This window comes from Cryptosporangium sp. NPDC048952 (assembly GCF_043197895.1).
GTDB lineage: Bacteria > Actinomycetota > Actinomycetes > Mycobacteriales > Cryptosporangiaceae > Cryptosporangium.
Window position 1 is genome coordinate 188,853 of sequence record NZ_JBICTY010000008.1, and the last position, 18,311, is coordinate 207,163.

The 18,311-nt window shown below is 69.6% G+C and carries 15 protein-coding genes; 9 read left to right on the top strand and 6 right to left on the bottom strand.

The annotated features are described in order from the left end of the window. The first annotated feature begins 22 nt into the window (after window positions 1-22). Window positions 23-2,623 (top strand): ATP-dependent chaperone ClpB, encoded by a 2,601-nt coding sequence (gene clpB / locus ACGFY5_RS37745; protein WP_392728315.1) that lies wholly within the window; start codon window positions 23-25, stop codon window positions 2,621-2,623. Between the two features lie 45 nt (window positions 2,624-2,668). Here clpB and ACGFY5_RS37750 read toward each other — a convergent pair whose 3' ends face one another. Beyond that, the gene (locus ACGFY5_RS37750) at window positions 2,669-3,493 is read right to left on the bottom strand and encodes an aldo/keto reductase (RefSeq protein ID WP_392728318.1); all 825 of its coding nucleotides are present in this window, start codon (window positions 3,491-3,493) and stop codon (window positions 2,669-2,671) included. 170 nt (window positions 3,494-3,663) lie between these two features. On the opposite strand from ACGFY5_RS37750, the gene ACGFY5_RS37755 reads away from it, so the two are divergent. Together ACGFY5_RS37755 and ACGFY5_RS37760 are read left to right on the top strand one after the other, a co-directional pair. Further along, a complete protein-coding gene (locus tag ACGFY5_RS37755; protein WP_392728320.1) occupies window positions 3,664-4,980 on the top strand; it encodes an ATP/GTP-binding protein in 1,317 nt (438 codons plus the stop codon). Continuing rightward, window positions 4,961-5,542, top strand: coding sequence for an RloB family protein (locus ACGFY5_RS37760; protein ID WP_392728323.1), 582 nt, complete (start codon window positions 4,961-4,963; stop codon window positions 5,540-5,542). The genes ACGFY5_RS37755 and ACGFY5_RS37760 overlap by 20 nt, the downstream gene beginning before the upstream one ends. A gap of 4 nt (window positions 5,543-5,546) precedes the next feature. On the opposite strand, the gene ACGFY5_RS37765 is transcribed toward ACGFY5_RS37760, so the two are convergent. Then, on the bottom strand, window positions 5,547-6,932 hold the full coding sequence (locus tag ACGFY5_RS37765; RefSeq protein ID WP_392728326.1) for a hypothetical protein: 1,386 nt from the start codon (window positions 6,930-6,932) through the stop codon (window positions 5,547-5,549). A 234-nt stretch (window positions 6,933-7,166) separates the two neighbouring features. Between ACGFY5_RS37765 and ACGFY5_RS37770 the strand changes: the two genes are divergently transcribed. The 5 genes from ACGFY5_RS37770 to pyrE all read left to right on the top strand — a co-directional run bounded on the left by ACGFY5_RS37770 (window position 7,167) and on the right by pyrE (window position 11,233). After that, window positions 7,167-8,162 (top strand): hypothetical protein, encoded by a 996-nt coding sequence (locus ACGFY5_RS37770; protein ID WP_392728329.1) that lies wholly within the window; start codon window positions 7,167-7,169, stop codon window positions 8,160-8,162. A gap of 80 nt (window positions 8,163-8,242) precedes the next feature. Then, a complete protein-coding gene (locus ACGFY5_RS37775; RefSeq protein WP_392728331.1) occupies window positions 8,243-8,791 on the top strand; it encodes a hypothetical protein in 549 nt (182 codons plus the stop codon). Window positions 8,792-8,849: 58 nt separating this feature from the next. Continuing rightward, on the top strand, window positions 8,850-9,638 hold the full coding sequence (locus ACGFY5_RS37780) for an SDR family NAD(P)-dependent oxidoreductase (protein WP_392728334.1): 789 nt from the start codon (window positions 8,850-8,852) through the stop codon (window positions 9,636-9,638). Between the two features lie 65 nt (window positions 9,639-9,703). Further along, window positions 9,704-10,687 carry an NAD-dependent epimerase/dehydratase family protein gene (locus ACGFY5_RS37785; RefSeq protein ID WP_392728336.1) on the top strand — a complete coding sequence of 328 codons (984 nt, stop codon included), beginning with the start codon at window positions 9,704-9,706 and terminating at the stop codon, window positions 10,685-10,687. Between the two features lie 9 nt (window positions 10,688-10,696). Then, the gene (pyrE, locus tag ACGFY5_RS37790) at window positions 10,697-11,233 is read left to right on the top strand and encodes an orotate phosphoribosyltransferase (RefSeq protein WP_392728339.1); all 537 of its coding nucleotides are present in this window, start codon (window positions 10,697-10,699) and stop codon (window positions 11,231-11,233) included. Window positions 11,234-11,247: 14 nt separating this feature from the next. Here pyrE and ACGFY5_RS37795 read toward each other — a convergent pair whose 3' ends face one another. From ACGFY5_RS37795 to ACGFY5_RS37805, 3 genes are all read right to left on the bottom strand, one after another. Beyond that, window positions 11,248-13,026 (bottom strand): hypothetical protein, encoded by a 1,779-nt coding sequence (locus ACGFY5_RS37795; protein ID WP_392728342.1) that lies wholly within the window; start codon window positions 13,024-13,026, stop codon window positions 11,248-11,250. Between the two features lie 158 nt (window positions 13,027-13,184). Further along, window positions 13,185-13,931, bottom strand: a complete 747-nt coding sequence (locus tag ACGFY5_RS37800) for a hypothetical protein (protein ID WP_392728345.1) — start codon at window positions 13,929-13,931, stop codon at window positions 13,185-13,187. 1,396 nt (window positions 13,932-15,327) lie between these two features. Next, window positions 15,328-16,044 carry a DedA family protein gene (locus tag ACGFY5_RS37805; protein WP_392728348.1) on the bottom strand — a complete coding sequence of 239 codons (717 nt, stop codon included), beginning with the start codon at window positions 16,042-16,044 and terminating at the stop codon, window positions 15,328-15,330. A 262-nt stretch (window positions 16,045-16,306) separates the two neighbouring features. Between ACGFY5_RS37805 and ACGFY5_RS37810 the strand changes: the two genes are divergently transcribed. Further along, on the top strand, window positions 16,307-17,656 hold the full coding sequence (locus ACGFY5_RS37810) for an FAD-dependent oxidoreductase (protein ID WP_392728351.1): 1,350 nt from the start codon (window positions 16,307-16,309) through the stop codon (window positions 17,654-17,656). Here the strand turns inward: ACGFY5_RS37810 and ACGFY5_RS37815 are convergent. After that, window positions 17,636-18,241, bottom strand: coding sequence for a TetR/AcrR family transcriptional regulator (locus tag ACGFY5_RS37815; RefSeq protein ID WP_392728354.1), 606 nt, complete (start codon window positions 18,239-18,241; stop codon window positions 17,636-17,638). The genes ACGFY5_RS37810 and ACGFY5_RS37815 overlap by 21 nt on opposite strands. Window positions 18,242-18,311: the final 70 nt, after the last annotated feature.

Consider the following 18,311-nt stretch of genomic DNA (forward strand, 5'->3'; position numbering starts at 1 on the left):
GATCGGAGCTCCGCAGCTAGCTATGAACGCTGAGATCCTTACCACCAAGAGCCGCGAAGTGCTGGCCACTGCCCTGTCCGCGGCGTCCGAAGCGGGGCACGCAACGATGGAGCCGGCGCACCTGCTGACCGCGCTGCTCGACGTCGACGGGTCTACCGCGCCCGCGCTGCTGCGTGCGGTCGGTGCGAGCCCGGACGACGTCCGGGCGCGTGCGTCGGCCGCCCTCCGTCGAATGCCGAGCGCGTCGGGCGCCAGCGTGGCGCAGCCCCAGGTCGCCCGGGCCACCCTGAACGCGATCGAGGCCGCCGAGCGCATCGCGAAGCCCCTCGGCGACGAGTTCGTCTCCACCGAGCACCTGCTCGCCGGTCTGGCAAAGGCCGGTGGCGAGGTGTCCGACTGGCTCCGCAGTGTGGGTGCCGGCGAGGACGCGCTGGTCAACGCCTTCACCACGGTCCGTGGCGGCAATCGCCGGGTGACGTCGGCCGACCCTGAGGGCACGTACAAGGCGCTCGAGAAGTACGGCATCGACCTCACCGAACGCGCCCGCGAGGGCAAGATCGACCCGGTGATCGGCCGCAACTCCGAGATCCGTCGCGTCGTGCAGGTGCTGTCCCGCCGCACCAAGAACAACCCGGTCCTGATCGGTGAGCCCGGCGTCGGCAAGACCGCGGTCGTCGAGGGCCTCGCCCAGCGCATCGTCGCCGGTGACGTGCCCGAGTCGCTGCGCGACAAGCGCCTGATCTCGCTCGACCTGGGCGCGATGGTCGCCGGCGCGAAGTACCGCGGCGAGTTCGAGGAGCGCCTGAAGAGCGTCCTCGAGGAGATCAAGAGCTCCGACGGGCAGGTCGTCACGTTCATCGACGAGCTGCACACCGTCGTCGGCGCCGGTGCCTCCGGCGACTCGTCGATGGACGCCGGCAACATGCTCAAGCCGATGCTGGCCCGCGGTGAGCTGCGGATGGTCGGCGCCACCACGCTCGACGAGTACCGCGAGCGCATCGAGAAGGACCCGGCGCTCGAGCGTCGATTCCAGCAGGTGCTGGTGGGTGAGCCGAGCGTCGAGGACACCATCGGCATCCTGCGTGGTCTGCGCGAGCGCTACGAGGCGCACCACCGCGTGCGCATCACCGACGCCGCGCTGGTCGCTGCCGCCGCGCTGTCCGACCGCTACATCACCTCCCGCTTCCTACCCGACAAGGCGATCGACCTGGTCGACGAGTCGGCGTCCCGGCTGCGGATGGAGATCGACTCCCGTCCCGTCGAGATCGACGAGAAGCAGCGCGCCGTCGACCGGCTGCGCATGGAGGAGCTCGCGCTCGAGAAGGAGTCCGACGCGGCCTCGATCGAACGGCTCAAGCGCATCCGCCAGGACCTGGCCGATCGGCAGGAGGAGCTCGCCGAGCTCAACGCCCGCTGGGACCAGGAGAAGGCCGGCCTGAACCGCGTCGGTGAACTCAAGCAGCAGCTCGACGACGTCCGCGGGCAGGCCGAGCGGGCCCAGCGCGAGGGTGACCTGGCGCAGGCGTCGCAGCTGCTCTACGGGCAGATCCCGAGCCTGGAGAAGGAGCTGGCCGAGGCGGCGAGCAGCGCCGAAGCGGTCAAGCCGATGGTCAAGGACGAGGTCGGCCCCGACGACATCGCCGACGTCGTCGCGCAGTGGACCGGCATCCCCGCCGGGCGGCTGCTCGAAGGTGAGACCGCCAAGCTGCTCCGCATGGAGGACGAGCTGGGTCAGCGGCTGATCGGGCAGAAGGAGGCCGTCGCGGCGGTGTCGGACGCGGTGCGCCGCGCCCGTTCCGGAGTGGCCGACCCCGACCGTCCGACCGGGTCGTTCCTGTTTCTGGGTCCGACCGGTGTCGGTAAGACCGAGCTCGCCAAGGCGCTGGCGGAGTTCATGTTCGACGACGAGCGCGCGATGGTGCGCATCGACATGAGCGAGTACGGCGAGAAGCACTCGGTGGCTCGGCTGGTCGGTGCCCCGCCCGGGTACGTCGGTTACGAGGAGGGCGGCCAGCTCACCGAGGCGATCCGGCGGCGTCCGTACACGGTGCTGCTGCTCGACGAGGTCGAGAAGGCCCACCCGGACGTGTTCGACATCCTGCTCCAGGTGCTGGACGACGGGCGGCTGACCGACGGCCAGGGCCGCACCGTCGACTTCCGGAACACGATCCTGGTGCTCACCTCGAACCTGGGTTCGCAGGCGATCACCGACCCGCACATGGACGACAAGGGTCGCAAGGACGCCGTGATGGAGGTCGTGCGGGCGCGATTCAAGCCCGAGTTCCTCAACCGGCTCGACGACGTCGTGGTGTTCCACTCGCTGGACACCGAGGAGCTGACCCGGATCGTCGACATCCAGCTCGACCGGCTGGGGTCGCGTCTCTCGGATCGACGCCTGACGCTGCAGGTCAGCGCCGCGGCGCGGGAGTGGCTGGCGATCGGCGGGTTCGATCCGGTGTACGGGGCGCGGCCGTTGCGGCGGCTGGTGCAGTCGGCGATCGGCGACCAGTTGGCGCGGGCGTTGCTCGCGGGTGAGGTCGTGGATGGCGACACGGTGTACGTCGATGTCGACGCCGAGCGCGACTCGCTGGTCGTGAGCGCGGAGCCCATCATCCAGCTCTAGACGCCGAAGGGGCGCCCGCCAGAGGCGGGCGCCCTTTCGCGTCGGTCAGAAGAAGTCCTTCTCCGGGTTGCCGCCGATGCGGTGGCCCGGCAGGGCGCTGATCGCGGCGACCTGGTCGTCGGTCAGCTCGAAGTCGAAGACCTCGAAGTTCTCCTTGATCCGCGACGGCGTCACCGACTTCGGGAACACGATGTTCCCCAGCTGGATGTGCCACCGCAGCACGGTCTGCGCCGGCGTCCGGCCGACCTCGTCGGCGATCTTCGCCAGCTGCGGGTCCTCGAGCAGCCCCTTGCCCTGGCCGATCGGGCTCCAGGCCTCGGTCAGGATGCCGTGCTGGGCGTTGAACGCCCGCAGTTCGTCCTGGTTGAAGCCGGGGTGCAGCTCGATCTGGTTGACCGCAGGCACCACGTCGGCCTCGTCGAACAGCTGCTTCAGCTGCGCCTGGTGGAAGTTCGAGACGCCGATCGCCTTCGCCCGGCCGTCGGCCAGGATCTTCTCCAGCGCCTTCCAGGCCTGCACGAACAGGTCACCGCGGTCGGGCCGCGGCCAGTGGATCAGGTACAGGTCCACGTAGTCGACGCCCAGCTTGCGGACGCTGTCGTCGAACGCCTCGGCCGCCCGGGCGTGGTCGGGATTGGCGAGCTTCGTCGTGAGGAAGATGTCCTCCCGCGCGACACCGGAGTCCCGGATCGCCTGGCCGACACCCTCTTCGTTCTGGTACGCGGCGGCCGTGTCGATGTGCCGGTAGCCCGTCTCCAGCGCGGTTCGGACCGGCTCCACCGCCTCGTCCGGCGGCACCTGCCACACACCGAAGCCCAGCTGCGGGATCTGAACTCCGTTGTTCAGCGTCAGGTAAGCCACGTCGCCCATCGTCGTTCCTCCCGTTGATCAGTAACGATCAAGGATCTCCCAACCGGCCACGCCAAAACCTCGCGGGGCTGTGGGCAGGCCGCGCAGCATGATCCTGTAGCCAGCAATGGCCTAACATGAAGCCAGTCGTGCAGCTTTTCTGCACGAGAGGGCTACAGAGGAGGTCGATAATGCTCCGTAGCTTCCGGTTTGCCAACCACCGCTCCTTCCGGGACGAGCAAGAGCTGACGCTGTTGCCCGTCTACGACCGAGCTCAACGTCGGGCGGTCTCCATCGCGGCCGTCTACGGGGCGAATGCCTCGGGCAAGTCGAACGTGCTTGATGCGTTCCGCTTCATGGTCGACGCAGTGCTGCGCTCCTACCGTGACTGGGAACCAGGTGGCTCGATCCCCCGTCGGCCATTCCGGTTGGCCGCGACGTCCGTCGAGGAACCGTCGTGGTTCGCGGTGGACTTGGTGGCTGACGATGTGCGCTACGAGTACGGATTCGGTCTCGACGATGAGCGCGTCATCGAAGAGTGGTTGCACGCCTATCCCCAGCGAAAGCGCCGCGTGCTGTTCACCCGGATCGGTGATGACATCACGTTCGGCCCGTCGGTTCAGGGACCCAAGGCCGCACTACCCGAACTGACTCGCCCCGGCGCTTTGCTGCTGACGGTGGCTGCGCACACGGGCGTCGAATCACTGATAGCTGTTTATGAGTGGTTCCGAGAGACTGTCCGCGTCGTCGATCTCAGCTACGGCGCACCCCGGCTGCCTTCCGCCGACGACTATCGACGAACTGCCGCTGACCACCCCGCACGAATCCATCGGCTGATCAACTTGATGCAGGCCGCTGACCTAGGTATCTCAGGCGTTCAACTGCCGAAGTCTCCGGAAACCCCTGCCTCGAACTCGGCCGAAGCGGTAGACAAGACGCCGATTCTGCGACTGTCTCCGGGATCCGGCAAGACTCGTGTGTTTTACGAGCTCCTCAATGCCTCGGAGCAGCTTCAGAAGTACGGCGACTACCTGCGCGAAGATCAAATCCAATTGGTTCATGGAAAGACAGCGTTCCCGTTGGCAGACGAGTCCGCGGGCACCCGCGGATGGCTCGCGCTGCTATGGACCGTTCTGCCGGTTCTGGAAGACGGGGGAGTGCTCGTCGTGGATGAACTCGACAGCCGACTGCATCCGCTGCTGACCGCTAGGCTGCTTCGGTTGTTTCACTCCACCGACACCAACGCGCATGAAGCGCAGCTGGTTTTCGCTGCTCATGACACCTCGCTCCTCGGTACTTCACTGAGTCACGAGACGCTGCTGCGGGACGAAGTGTGGTTCGTCGAAAAGGATGCGGATGGGGCGTCGAAGCTCTTTCCGCTGAGCCAGTTCAAGCCCCGCCACGGGGAAAACCCGGAGCGGCGGTACCTCGGCGGTAGTTATGGAGCGGTACCGTTCTTGGACGCCGACGACTTCGATGGAGCGCCAGGTGGCCCGGTTCCGGCGTGAGTCAACCCAGAGTCGGCGGTCGGGCAACGTCGAGCCACGCACCCGACTGCTGGTGGTCTGTGGAGGAGAATCGACGGAGCCCGCATACCTCACGGGTCTTCTGCGACACCGCCGCGCGGGTCACGTCACCGTCGAGATCAAGCCAAAGGGACTGGCGCCGAGCGGCTTGGTCACCCATACGAACAAATTGCTCCGGCGCTACCCCGGCGAATTCGACGAGGCCTGGTGCGTGACCGACGTCGACAATTTTCGTGACGTTCCGGACGCGCTGCGAGCAGCCGCCCCCGACGTCCGGTTAGCAATTTCGAATCCATGCTTCGAGCTCTGGCTGCTTCTCCACTTCGAGGACATGCCGCCCCATTGCACGGACTACACCGAAGCGGCGCGACGCCTGCGTCGCCACCTCCCGAAGTACGACAAGAGTCGCTTGGATTTCAGCGCCTACGTCGCTGGAGTGGATGCTGCCGTCCGGCGTTCCGTGCGTCCGGTCGACGGGCCGCTGGACCTGACCAAGCCGTTCACACAAGTGGGGTTGCTGGCGCAGCGCATCATCGGCAGATGAGGGTTTAGCGGGTCGGGAGTTGACCTGCGATCGCTGCTCGCATCGCGGCTGTTTCGGCATCCTCGGGGCCGTAGGCGGCGACCAGGTCGCCGTTGCCGCGGTCGAACTGGGCCACGAACGGGCGGCCCTTCGCCGCGCCGATGTACGCGACCGTCGGCTTGCCGTCGGCGGACCACGGCACCCGTTCCCTGCTGGTGGCCGCGGTGCGGATCATCTCGCGCCACTCCGACAGGTCCCGGTCGGACGGCGTCCGCTCGTACCAGCCGGGGCCGCTCTGCTCGAGCGTCGTGGTGACTTCGGCGTCGGTCATCTTCGGGTTGTCGCAGCCGACCGCGCCGGGCAGGCAGGCCACCGCTTCCGGCGCCGGCGACACCGCGCTTGCGCTTGCGCTGACCTGGTAGGACGTCGTCGCGCTCCCCGCTCCGGGCGCGGTGGCGCCCGCGTAGAACGATTGCCATGCCGACGACGTGATCCGGCAGCTGACCGTCGCGGCACCGGCGGCGGCCACCGGCGCGCGGCCGGAGCGGCAGCGGCCGAGCACCTTCTTGCCGCCGATCACCTTGCCGTTGAGTACCGCGGTGACCGGTGAGTCGTCGGAGGAGTTCAGGATCTTGCCGGTCACGATGCAACTCTGCGCATTGCAGGTGCTCTTCAGCGGCCCGTCGAACTTCAGGCTGCGGTACGCGTCGAACGTGCCGGCACGCAGCGCGGGCAGCGCCAGCGCGACGTCCCGGGAGATTTCCGCGGTGGCCGCGTTCGGCGTCAGCGCGATGTTCAGCGCCGACGCCCGCTCGTCGCCGGTGAGCAGGTCACCCTCGACCCGCACGATCTGGTACGGCTTGTCGACGGTCACCCAGGCCGACCCGGCGTCCGACTCCACCCGGCGCGCCTGCACACCGTTGACCTCACTGGGCGTCGGCATGCCGTCCAGCTGCAGCGAGCCGAAGCCTTCGTCGAGCAGTTCGCCCAGCGCCTTGGGGCGCAGCGTCCCGGCCAGGTCGATGCCGACGGTGTTGTCGGCGACCGCGACCCAGGCCCGGTCGTATGTCTCCGACCGGTTGTCGGTGCCCCACCACGGCGCGCGTGCCCGCACGTAGGTCGTCGAGTCGACCACCAGCACGTCACCGATGGTGCCGTTGCGTTTGACCTTCCCCGCCCCGTCGCCTGCGCCGTTCAGTCTGACGTCGATCGAGACGTTCTGGCCCGTGGCGTCTTTGACCGTGCCGTTCACGCGGACGCCGGGCGCGGTCTCCATCGATGACGCCGCGGTGCGGACGTGGTTGGCCACCGAGTCGTAGGTGACCATCTTCCCGTCGATCGGGCTGCAGCCAGTCACGGCCAGTGCCCCGATCGTCAGGCTCGCGAACAGGGCGGCCCCCCGGTACCGCAAGCGGTCACTCCTCCCGGGTCGCTGCCGGCTTCTCGTCCGGAGCGTCAGTTTACGGGCGCCAACTTTCGGACTCACCGTAGCTACCCCCCGCACTCGTTCTCGTCATCAATGATCCGTGGCCGGGTTGCTTCCGGATTGGTCCGTCGGGTACCTGACGCTGTAACCGTGCCGTAACGGCGGGTCGCGGGTCGGACCGCTGCGGCGCGGACTGGCGCGAGTTGGCAGACTGCCTCCATGGCGCTGTTCGAACGACGGCCTCGCGACCCGCGGGACAGCATTGCCGCGTTCTGGACGTGGTGGGCGCGGGCGCGTGACCAGGTCGGTGACGGCCTGGAGAAGGACGACCTCGGCAAACTCCACCGCGATCTCACCGGGCGGGTGCGCGCCATCCACCCCGAGCTGGCGTGGGAGCTCACCTCGGGCAGGCAGGCCAAACACGCGCTGGTCGTGAGCCCGGAGGGGTCCCCGGCGCTACGACCGGTGACCGAGCGGTGGCTCCGCGCCGGTCCGGGCCCCGACGCCGACTGGGAGTACTACGCGTCCCGCCAGCCCGACCCGGCCGCGTACACCGGCTCCGTGCAGCTCGGCGGCCGGCCGTTCCACCCCGGCTCGGCCCGCTTCGGCTTCGAGATCGACCTCGACCGCGCCCGGGTGCACGTCTCGGTCTGGCATCCCGACTTTCCCCGGTTGGACGAGGCGATCCGCCTCCAGGCGTCGTTCCTGCTGCTCGACTGGGCACTCGGCGAGGACGACGTCGAACGCTGGCTGGGCGAGGTCAAGGTCACCGGCGACGACCAGCCGTACGGCGTCGAGGAGCTGCGCGCGGCGGTCGTCGAGTTGTCGACGCACTACCAGCACGGCGAGTGGGTGACCGTCGACGGCTTCGACGACCGTGACCGACCGGTGGCGGTGCGGGTGCGGGTGCCGTTCGCCCGGCTCGACTACCCGCTGTACGACCTGCACGGGCGGGTGCGGATCCCGTTCGAGCCCGGGTCCGCGGACGAGGCGGCGCTCGACGGCATCCAGACCGGCCTGCTCGGGCGGCTCGGTGATTCGGCGGTCCTCGTGGCCGTGGTAACCGTGGCCAGCGTCCGTACTCTGCACCTCTACGCCGACGGCAACGGGGTCGTTCCCGACCAGGTGGCCACCTGGGCGACGCAGCAGCCGTCGAACGTCACCCAGGAATGGCGTCCGGATCCGGGTTGGGAAGCAGTCCGCGGCTTGTATTGAGCAAATGTCGCTTAAGGAATGGGTGTGAGTACGGCAGGGTAGGGGGCCTGAACTCGGCATTCTCGGCAGAGAGGAACGGCATGAGCTACGACCCACCCTCGCCGTACGCGGCACCGCCGCCGCTACCCGGACAGCAGCCGAAGGGACCGCGCCCCACCACGGTCACCGCGGCGGCCGGGCTACTCGTGGGGGAAGCGGTGTTACTGCTGATCAGCGTGGTCTATGGGCTGATCAACCGCGACACCGTGCAGGACGCCGTCGACAAGTATCTGGACGCCCAGAACGTCTCCACCACGGGCACCGCCGGGAGCGGGACGTTCGGCTCGGTGATCTCCACGGTCTTCAGCCTCCTGTTCGCAGCGGCGTTCATCGGGCTCGCGCTCGGTGTGCTCCGCGGCGCCAACGTCGCTCGGATCATCTCCTGGGTGGTCTCCGGCCTCGCTCTGTGCTGCGTCAGCGTCGGTACCGCCGGCACGGCGCTGCTCTACACGGACTACCTCCCGGGCAGTTACCTCACGATCACGTATCTGCTCACGTTCATCGAGTTGGTCGGGTTCATCGGCATCATCGTGCTGCTGGCGCTCCCGGCGTCGAACGCCTACTTCCGTAAGCCGGTCGCCGGGTTCTGACGTTTTCCGGGGCCGACAGCGTTGAGCTGTCGGCCCCGTTCCATCCGGGGGGGTACGAATGACCACTGCTTTGGTGACCGGGGCGACCGCCGGTCTGGGTGCGGCCTTCGCGCGGGCGCTCGCTGCCGAGCGTCGGGACCTGATTCTGGTGGCGCGCGACGGCGACCGGCTCGCCGCCACAGCCAAAGCCCTGACCGACAAATACTCGGTGCAGGTCGAGATCCTTCCGGCCGATCTGGCGTCCGACGACGGTTGTGCGCTGGTGGAGGCCCGTTTGGGCGACGTCGATCGACCGGTCGAGTTGCTGGTGAACAACGCGGGCATCGGACTGCGGTCGGGGTTCGTCGAGAACTCGATCGAGGACGAGGAGCGGATGCTCGCGCTCAACGTCCGGGCGGTGATGCGGCTGACGCACGCCGCGGTGCCGGGCATGATCGCGCGCGGGCACGGCGACGTGCTCAACGTGTCGTCGGTGGCCGGGTTCGGGCCCACGGCGCCGGGGTCGACGTACTCGGCCACCAAGGCCTGGGTCATCACGTTCAGCGAGTCGGTGCATCTGACGCTGAAGCACCACGGGGTCCGGGTGATCGCACTCTGTCCCGGCTTCGTCCGTACCGAGTTCCACGCGCGGGCGGAGATCCCGACCGGCGACATCCCGGACGCGCTCTGGCTGGACGCCGACACGGTGGTGCGCGACGCGCTGGCCGACCTGCGCCGGGGGCGGCCGGTGAGCGTGCCGAGCATCCGGTACAAGGTGCTCGGCGGAATAGTGCGCTACGCGCCGCGTCCGATCTTCCTGCGGGTGATCGGCCGGGCCGCGAAGACGGTTGGCAGGCCCGGACACTGAGTCGCGGTATTCGCTGCTAGCCGAATAGGGGACGGGGCGGGCGGTCCCCGGACGAGGCTGGGGGCATGCGACTTCTCGTGCTCGGTGGAACGCAGCTTCTCGGTAGTGCGGTGGTGCGGACCGCGCTGGATTCAGGGTGGGACGTCACCACGCTCACCCGCGGACGCCACGGAACTCCGCCACCGTCGGTGGACGCGCGATTCGGAGACCGGACGACGTCCGAGGGCCTGGACGCGCTGGGCGACGACGAGTGGGACGTCTGCATCGACACGTCAGGCTTCGTGCCGTCCGTCGTCGGCCTCGGCGCGCGTCGGCTCGCCGGGCGGGTCGGGCGGTACGTGTTCGTCTCGACCGTGAACGTGTACCCGGACTGGCCGGACAAGCCCCTGGGGCCGGATTCGCGGGTCAGCGACTGCCCGCCGGACGCCGGACCGGACGACGGCGACTACGGCTACCTGAAGTCGGGGTGCGAGCGCGCGGTGCTCGAGGCGTTCCCGTCGTCGACGACGATCAACCGGTCGGGCCTGATCTTCGGACCGCAGGACAACATCGCGCGGGTGTCGTGGTGGGTCCAGCGCGTGGCGGCGGGCGGGGAGGTGCTCGCGCCGGGGCGCGCGGACCAGCCGATCGCGCTGATCGACTCCCGCGACATGGCCACGTGGATGCTGACCGCGCCGCCCGGGGTGTTCAACGTCAACTCGCGGCCCGGGACGCAGACGTTCGGGTCGCTGCTCTCGACGGCACGGGAGGTGACCGGATCGGACGCGCGGTTCACCTGGGTCGACGACCAGGCACTGGTGGACGCCGGCGTGGAACCGTGGTCCGAGCTGCCGCTCTGGCTACCCGACGCCGGCCATGCGTGGGACATGGACGTGTCCGGGGCGTACGAGACCGGGCTGCGGATCCGCCCGCTGGCCGAGTCGCTGGCGGACGTGTGGGGGTGGGTGCGTGAGCACGGCCTGCCGACCGGTGAGGGCGCCGAGCGGGCCACCGAGCAGGAGAAGCGTCTCACTCGCTCGCGTGAGCGGGAGATTCTGCGGAACCTCTAGGCTGACGGCGTGGCCGACCGTGATGAGCTCCTCGCCCTGATTCGTGACCTCGCCGTCGTGCACGGCAAAGTGACCCTCAGCAGTGGCCGGGAGGCCGACTACTACGTCGATCTGCGGCGGGTGACGCTGCACCACGCGGCGGCGCCGCTGATCGGTGGGGTGCTGCTCGACACGACCGAGGACTGGTCGTACGACGCGGTCGGTGGGCTGACGCTCGGCGCCGACCCGGTCGCCACCGCGATGCTGCACGCTGCGGCCGGGCGCGGTCGAAAGCTCGACGCGTTCGTCGTCCGGAAGGGCGAGAAGGCTCACGGGTTGCAGCGGCGGATCGAGGGGCCGGACGTGGCGGGGCGTCGGGTGCTCGCGGTCGAGGACACGTCGACCACCGGGGGCAGCGTGCTGACGGCGGTCGAGGCGCTGCAGGCGGCCGGCGCCGAGGTCGTCGGCGTCGCGGTCGTCGTCGACCGCGGAGCCCGCGCCGCCGTCGAGGCGGCCGGCCTGCAATACCGCGCCCCCTACAACCCGTCCGACCTCGGGATCGAGTAACGCGAACGGCTGCGTCAGGCCGGTTGGGGGGCCTGGGAGCGGACGTCGTTGAGGGACTTCTGCATCTCGTCCTTGTACTTGTCGGGCGACTGGAACCACGCCCCGACCTGGTACGTCAGCGTCCCACCCGGCTTGTCCGCGAAGAAGTGGCTGATCGACAGCGCATAGAACCCGTCGTCGTTCTTGGCCACCTCGGCGTACGACGTCGTGGCGTCCGACTTCTTGAGGATCTTCTCCTCGTCGTCGTCGAACCAGGCCTCGCTCATCGTGGTTTGCTCGGTCGCGATGCACCCGGTCGCGCACCGCCGCAGCATGATGTTGAACCGCTGCTGGTGGCTCGTTCCCTCGGTCTTGACGCAACCCCACGCACTCGCGTCCGGGAGTTCGTCGATCGTGCCGCGCAGGCAGCTCCACCCCTTCGGGAGCCGGAACGCGAACGGCCAGCCCTGCAGGTCGAGCAGCTGAGTCTCGTCCTCGTTCTGCCACGTCGGGCCGATGACGCTGACCGTTTCCGCGTCCTCGCGGATCGTCGGTGTCGTGCTGGGCAGCGGCGACCGGGTCGGCGTCGGGCTCGGCTTGGCGGTCTGCGCCGGCAGCGGGGCGGCCGGCGTCGACGGCTTCTTGTCGGCGACGGACTTGACCGGCTTGTCGTCGCCGCTGTTGATGAACACGACCGCGAAGCCAGCGGCGACGATCACGAGCGCCGTGACCGCGGTGATCAGACCGATCAGCATGCCCGCGCCGCGGCGGTTGGAGCCCTCCGGCGCCGGGGACTCGTACGGGGCGTCGGGCTTGTTGGGGTCGTACGGAACGGACGGGTCGCCGTAGGAGGGGTACCCGCCGGACTGGTTGGGGCCGCCCGGGTACCCGCCGGACGCGAACTGGGCCGGGGGCCCGGACGCATAGCCACCCTGGTGCGGCTCGCCGGAGACCGGGGGGCCGTACTGGTCAGGGATACCGGAGGGCTGCGACGGCTGACCCGTCGGACTCGCGAACGGGTCCGACATCGGCGGCGCGGAAGACGGGGGCGCGGAGAACGGGGGCACCGACTGCGGTGGCGTCGTTCCGCCCAACGGCGACGAGAACGGATCCGAGAACGGCGACGACTGCGGCGGCGACTGCGGCGGCGACTGCGGCGGCGACTGCGGCGGCGCGGAGTGCGGCGGCGCCGACATCGGGTTGGTCGGCGACTGGGGGACGCCGGACTGGGGGGCGGCCGACACGGGGGTCGGGTACGGGTTCGAGGAAACCGGCGGGGAGTACTGCTCCGCGGCCGGCGGACCGGGCTGAGCCGGCGGCAGGCCGTACCCACCCGGGCCGGACACCGGCTGACCCGGGTACCCGGCCTGCGGACCCGGACCGGGGTACGGACCACCCGGGTAGCCGTTCTGAGCCTGCGGCCCCCAGGCCTGAGCACCCCCGAGCGCGGAAGCGACCATCGCGGTGGGGTCCAGGCCAGGAGGAAGTGCCTGCGGAATGACGTTCAGAATTCGCTCGACGCCCCGGCGCCCGGGCTCGAACCGGCTGGCCACCCACGGCCGACCGCCCTGGACGTCACCCGCGTGGGAGGCGACGAACTGGGGATTCGCCGGGTCGACCGAAGCACGGTCCCGGTTGACCAAGTCGCTGAACGCACTCCGCCAAGCCGGATCGGCGCCGGCCTCGGGCGTGAGGGCGACCATCACGATCGGTCGCCCGGACTGGTCGAGGCCACTGAACAGGTCGGCCACCGCCGCGTGGTGCACCAGGCGGACTTGGGTGAACGCGCCTAACTCGTCGCCGGGTTGGGTCATCGAACTTGTCGCTCCGCTCGCTTCCGTGCTTGACCAGCCCGCCGGAACCGGCCGCGCGGCCTTCGGTAGAGGTCAGCCCGGACGAGGCTACACGGCTCTCGCACCCCAAGAGCCAGTTGCGTCGCTGCAGGCAGCCCGGTAACAGACCAGAAACGTGGCTAGGGCGTTTGCGTCCGGATGTCGTTCGCCACTTTCTGAATGGCGGCCCGGTCGGTGTGCGGGCCCGAGCCCTGAACGATGACCTGCCAGCGCAGGGGTTGGCCCGGTTGCGAGCCGAAGAAGTGGCTCACGGAGAGGCTGTAGACGTTGTCCTTCGGGTTTGCGAGCTCGGCGTAGGCCGTGGTGGCGTCACCCTCGATGAGGGTGCCGGACGCGACGTCCCCGGTCATCCCGTCCTGGATGTCGCTGTTGCACGGGGACTCGCAGTCGCGGATGCCGACCCGGACGACGGAGTCGTTCGCCCGGCCCGGGGGGCGGCACTCGACGCCGTCGTTGTTCCGGCCCTCGACGATCATCGCCTGGTCGCAGAACCAGCCGACGGGGACGCGGAACGCGAAGGGCCAGTTCTCGCGTTGGACGAGGTCGGTTTGTTCGCCGTTGTCGAAGATCGCGCCGGTGACGATGACCGGAAGCGCCTTCTTGTACGCCGGGAGTTCGTCGGTGGACTGGTCGGCGTTGCGGCTCGGGGCTGGGGCTGCCGACTCGCCCTGTGCTGGTGCGCTGGAGGAGGCGCTTTCGTTCTGGTCGTCGCCGGTTGCCAGGAAGATGGCAGCTACGCCGCAGAGGACGACGACGATGACGGCCAGGAAGGCCACGAGCGACAGGATCGCGGTGCGGACGCCGTTGCGGCGGCGCGGGGGTTGCTGCTGCGGGGGTTGCCGCTGCGGAGGCAGCCCCTGCGGCAACGGGAACGACCCCGTGTTTCCCCCGACCGGTCCTCCTGGCCCGCCCGGAATGCCAGAACCTGGCCCGCCGTGGACAGGGCCACCCGGCACGCCATGGCCGCCGGGAACACCGGGCCCGGCCGGCCCACCTGGGCCCGGGCCGCCGGGGCCGCCGGGACCATTCGGGCCGCCGGGACCATTCGGGCCGCCGGGACCATTCGGGCCGCCGGGACCATTCGGGCCGCCGGGACCATTCGGGCCGCCGGGGCCACCCGGGCCCAGAGGGCGTTGAGGTGGCGGGCCGCCCAGGCCGGAGGCGGGTGGTGGGGCGTGGGGGATCGGCACGGTCGGGTTGTGCGCGCCCGGGGGCAGCGGTCCGAGCTTCGGCGCGCCTTCAGCCGGGAGCCGCCCCGGGGTACCCGGAGTCCCCGACGGAGGGGATCCGGCCGGCACCGGCGATCCGGCGGCCTGGACCGGCGACCCCACACCCGCCCGCGATGCCACAGCCGGCGACCCGCCGGGCGTCCCGGGCGACCCGTCAGCCGCATGCGGCGCCCCGGGAGACCCGCCAGCGACGGGCGACCCAGCAGCGACGGGCGACCCAGCAGCGACGGGCTGCGCGCCCGGCGACTCGACACCACTGGCCGCCGCCGCGTCACTCGCCGGTGCGGTGTCGGGCCGGGGCGGCGTGGGTGGGGAGGACGGGACAGGAGTGGGCGGCTCCGGGGCGGGCGGCGCGCTTGGTTGCGTCGGAATGGGGGCGGTTGGGCCTGAAACGGGAACCGCCGCACCCGCGGCCGGACCAGGTGCCGGGTGATAACCCGGCACACTCACCTGAGCCGGCGGCCCGGAACCGAACTGCCCGGCGGGCGGCCCATACGCGGGTTGCGCAGGCACAGGGTGCGTGGTGACCTGCACCGCCGGCCGCGGCGCGGGCCCGTGCAGCAGCTGGCCGGGATCAGTACCCTCCGGCACCGCGCCGGGAAGCGCACTCAGGATCCGCTCGGCCCCGCGCCGTCCCGGCACGATGCGCGAAGCGGCCCACGGACGTCGTCCGTATAAATCACTGACGTGCACCGGAACATCGAGGGGACCGAGCGTGGTGGCGTCTTTGGCGACCGCGTCGGTGAACTCGGCCGACCAGTTCGGGTCGCGCCCGGCCTGTTCGGTGAGGGCGATCAGCACCACCGGGCGCCGTCCGTTGCGCTCGAGACCGGTGAACAGCTCGACCGTCGGCGTGGCGTGGATCAAGCGCAGACCGGTGAACGGTCCGAGATCGCTCGCCGACGTCGTCATTTTCGTTCTCCGCCTGGTCCTGTTCCGAGGCCGATGCCACGGCTGAGCTGGCTGGAGACTAGCAGCGCGGAGCCAGCCGGGTCCGGTGTCCGGGTCTGCCCGGTCGAGTATCCGACAGCGCTCAGGAAGTCGGCGGGGTGGTCACTGGTTCCTTCTTCTTACGACGCCGGTCGCGGATGAACTCGATCAGCACCGGCAGGATCGAGAGCAGGATGATGATCGCGATACCCGGCACCAGGTACTTGTCGATCGGGAACGTCGCGTCGACGACGTCGCCGAGGAAGTAACCGAGGAGCACGATGCCGTCGGTCCAGAGAACCGCGCCGACCATGTTCCAGATGAAGAACTGCCTGGTGGGCATGCCGAGCATTCCGGCGACGGGGTTGAGGAACGTCCGCACGATCGGAATGAAGCGCGCGAACACGACCGCCTTCGCGGGGCCGAACTTCTCGAACGCCTGCTCGGCTTTCTGGACGTAGATGCCCTTGAACAGGCGTGAATTCGGCCGGTCGAACAGCTTGCGGCCGTACTTCGCGCCGAGGAAGTGGCCGAACTGGGCGCCGGCGATCGCGAAGATCGGACCGCCGATCAGCAGGCCCGGCAGGCTCAGCGAGGCGCCGACGATCGACGCTCCGGTCGCGGAGGCGGCGATTCCGGCGAGGAACAGGAGCGAGTCACCGGGTAGGAAAAAGCCCACCAGCAGCCCGGTCTCGGCGAACAGGATGACCCAGATGCCGAATACGCCGAACTTGGTGATCAGCGACGCCGGGTCGATGAAATCCAACGGGCCATCGGCGAGCAGCTGGTTGACGGCATGAACGGTCTCGGATACCTGCACGAACCGAGGCTACCGTGACGTTCCCAGGGGCCGACTGAGTACGTGCTGTGCGTTACTTGCCGTCAGGCCGTGCATCAAAGGCCAGCAGCCCGCCGTGGCCGCGCCCCAGACGACGACCGGCCGCGTTGTCGGCCCTTCCGGATACAACAGCGGTATCCGGAAGGGCCTCCGCCTTGCCGGATCGTCGTCTGGGACACGCCCACGGCGGCCTGAGCCTTCGACACACGGCCTCAACCACTAGTCCTCGCGTTAGCGTGATCGGGTGGCTGAGCGGCTGATCGTGGTAGGCGCCGATGCGGCGGGCATGAGCGCGGCGAGTCAGGCGCGTCGTCGGCGCGACCATCGTGACCTGTCGATACTCGCGTTCGAGCGGGGCGTGCACACGTCGTACTCGGCGTGCGGGATCCCGTACTGGATCGGTGGGTTGATCGAGGAGCAGGACGATCTGGTCGCGCGCACGCCGGAGCAGCACCGCGAGCGCGCCATCGATGTGCGCACCGGCCACACCGTGACGAACATCGACCTGGACAAGCGGACGGTCACCGCGAACGGGGAGTCCCACCACTTCGACCAGCTGATGATCGCCACCGGCGGTGAGCCCGTGCTGCCCGACTGGTCCGGCATCCACGGCAAGGGTGTGCACGGCGTCCAGACGCTCGACGACGGTGACGCGGTCAGCGCGTCGCTGGTGGCACGCAAGGCCGAGCGCGCGGTCGTGATCGGCGGTGGCTACATCGGCGTCGAGATGGCGGAGGCGCTGATCCGCAAGGGTCTGCACGTGACGCTCCTCGAGAAGTCCGCGCAGCCGATGACGACGCTCGACCCCGACATGGGCGAGCTCGTCGGCGCGATGCTCGAGAAGTTCAAGATCGACGTCCGCACCGGGGTCACCGTGCAGGGCATCGACCTGGACGACGACGGCTGGGTCCGGAAGGTCCTCACCGACGCCGGCGAGTTCGCCGCGGACATCGTCGTGCTCGGGCTCGGCACGCGGCCCCGGGTGCAGCTGGCCCGCGACGCCGGGCTGCCGATCGGGCCCAGCGGCGGCCTCGTCACCGACCGGCGGATGCGGGTGGCCGGCCACGAGGGCATCTGGGCCGCTGGTGACTGCGTCGAGGTGCTCCACCGGGTCACCGACCAGCCGACGGCGATCCCGCTCGGCACCCACGCCAACAAGCAGGGCCGGGTCGCGGGTATCAACATCGGCGGCGGTTACGCCACGTTCCCGGGCGTCGTCGGCACGGCCGTGACGAAGGCCTGCGATCTGGAGATCGCCCGCACCGGCCTCCAGGAGAAGGAGGCCGAGAAGGCGGGGTTCGCGTACGTCACGGCGAAGATCGAGTCGCACAACGTCGCCGGCTACTACCCAGGGGCGGAGACGATGACCGTCAAGGTTCTCGCCGAGAAGGGCACCGGACGCCTGCTCGGCGGGCAGATCGTCGGCGGCGACGGGGCCGCGAAGCGCATCGACGTGCTGGCCGTCGCGCTCTGGAACGAGATGACGGTCGACGAGATGACCGGCCTCGACCTGGGGTACGCGCCGCCGTTCTCCCCGGTGTGGGATCCGGTGCTGGTCGCGGCGCGCGCCGCGTCAGACGCCGTGCGGAAGTAGGCGGTCGACCAGGTCGTCCACCTGGGCGTTCAGGTCCGGCCAGGGAAAGTTCGAGCGCGCCTGGCGCAGCATCACGATGCCGTGCAGCGCGCACCAGAACTGCATGGTGAGCATGTTCGCGTCGACGTCCGGCGGTGCGGCCTGGCGTACCCGCTCGAGCACCGCGTCGTAGGCCCGCGCGCCCAGGTAGGTGCCGCCCGGCGGCATCCGGACGAGCTCGGACTGGAACAGCACCTGGTACCGCGCCGGGTCCGCCATTCCCGCATCGACGTAGGCGTGCGCGATTGCCCGCACCCGCTCCCAGGAGTTCTCGCCGGCCGTGGCGGCAGCGGCCTCGACCTCCTCGGTGAGCACGTCGAGCCAGTGGTTCTTCACCGCTCGGACCAGGGCGTCCAGGTCTTCGAAGTGCAGATAGATCGACGTGGTCGCGATGCCGACCTTGCGGGCGACAGCGCGCAGCGACAGCGCGCCGAGGTCGCCGGTCTCGTGCAGTAGCGCGGCAGCCGCGGTGACGATCTCGTCCTTGAGCCGCTCACCTTCGCCGCGCCGCGAAGGCCGTCTGCGGGGAGCCACGTCACTGGTCATGCTGTCAAATCCTACCTGGGTTGACATCTGTAGCACTACAGGCGTACACCTACATCCGTAGGGCTACGGG

Bases quoted from the DNA above. Each gene is read 5' to 3' on its own strand.
- clpB (WP_392728315.1), top strand. From the start codon at position 23: ATGAACGCTGAGATCCTTACCACCAAGAGCCGCGAAGTGCTGGCCACT.
- ACGFY5_RS37750 (WP_392728318.1), bottom strand. From the start codon at position 3,493: ATGGGCGACGTGGCTTACCTGACGCTGAACAACGGAGTTCAGATCCCG.
- ACGFY5_RS37755 (WP_392728320.1), top strand. From the start codon at position 3,664: ATGCTCCGTAGCTTCCGGTTTGCCAACCACCGCTCCTTCCGGGACGAG.
- ACGFY5_RS37770 (WP_392728329.1), top strand. From the start codon at position 7,167: ATGGCGCTGTTCGAACGACGGCCTCGCGACCCGCGGGACAGCATTGCC.
- ACGFY5_RS37775 (WP_392728331.1), top strand. From the start codon at position 8,243: ATGAGCTACGACCCACCCTCGCCGTACGCGGCACCGCCGCCGCTACCC.
- ACGFY5_RS37780 (WP_392728334.1), top strand. From the start codon at position 8,850: ATGACCACTGCTTTGGTGACCGGGGCGACCGCCGGTCTGGGTGCGGCC.
- ACGFY5_RS37785 (WP_392728336.1), top strand. From the start codon at position 9,704: ATGCGACTTCTCGTGCTCGGTGGAACGCAGCTTCTCGGTAGTGCGGTG.
- ACGFY5_RS37795 (WP_392728342.1), bottom strand. From the start codon at position 13,026: ATGACCCAACCCGGCGACGAGTTAGGCGCGTTCACCCAAGTCCGCCTG.
- ACGFY5_RS37815 (WP_392728354.1), bottom strand. From the start codon at position 18,241: ATGACCAGTGACGTGGCTCCCCGCAGACGGCCTTCGCGGCGCGGCGAA.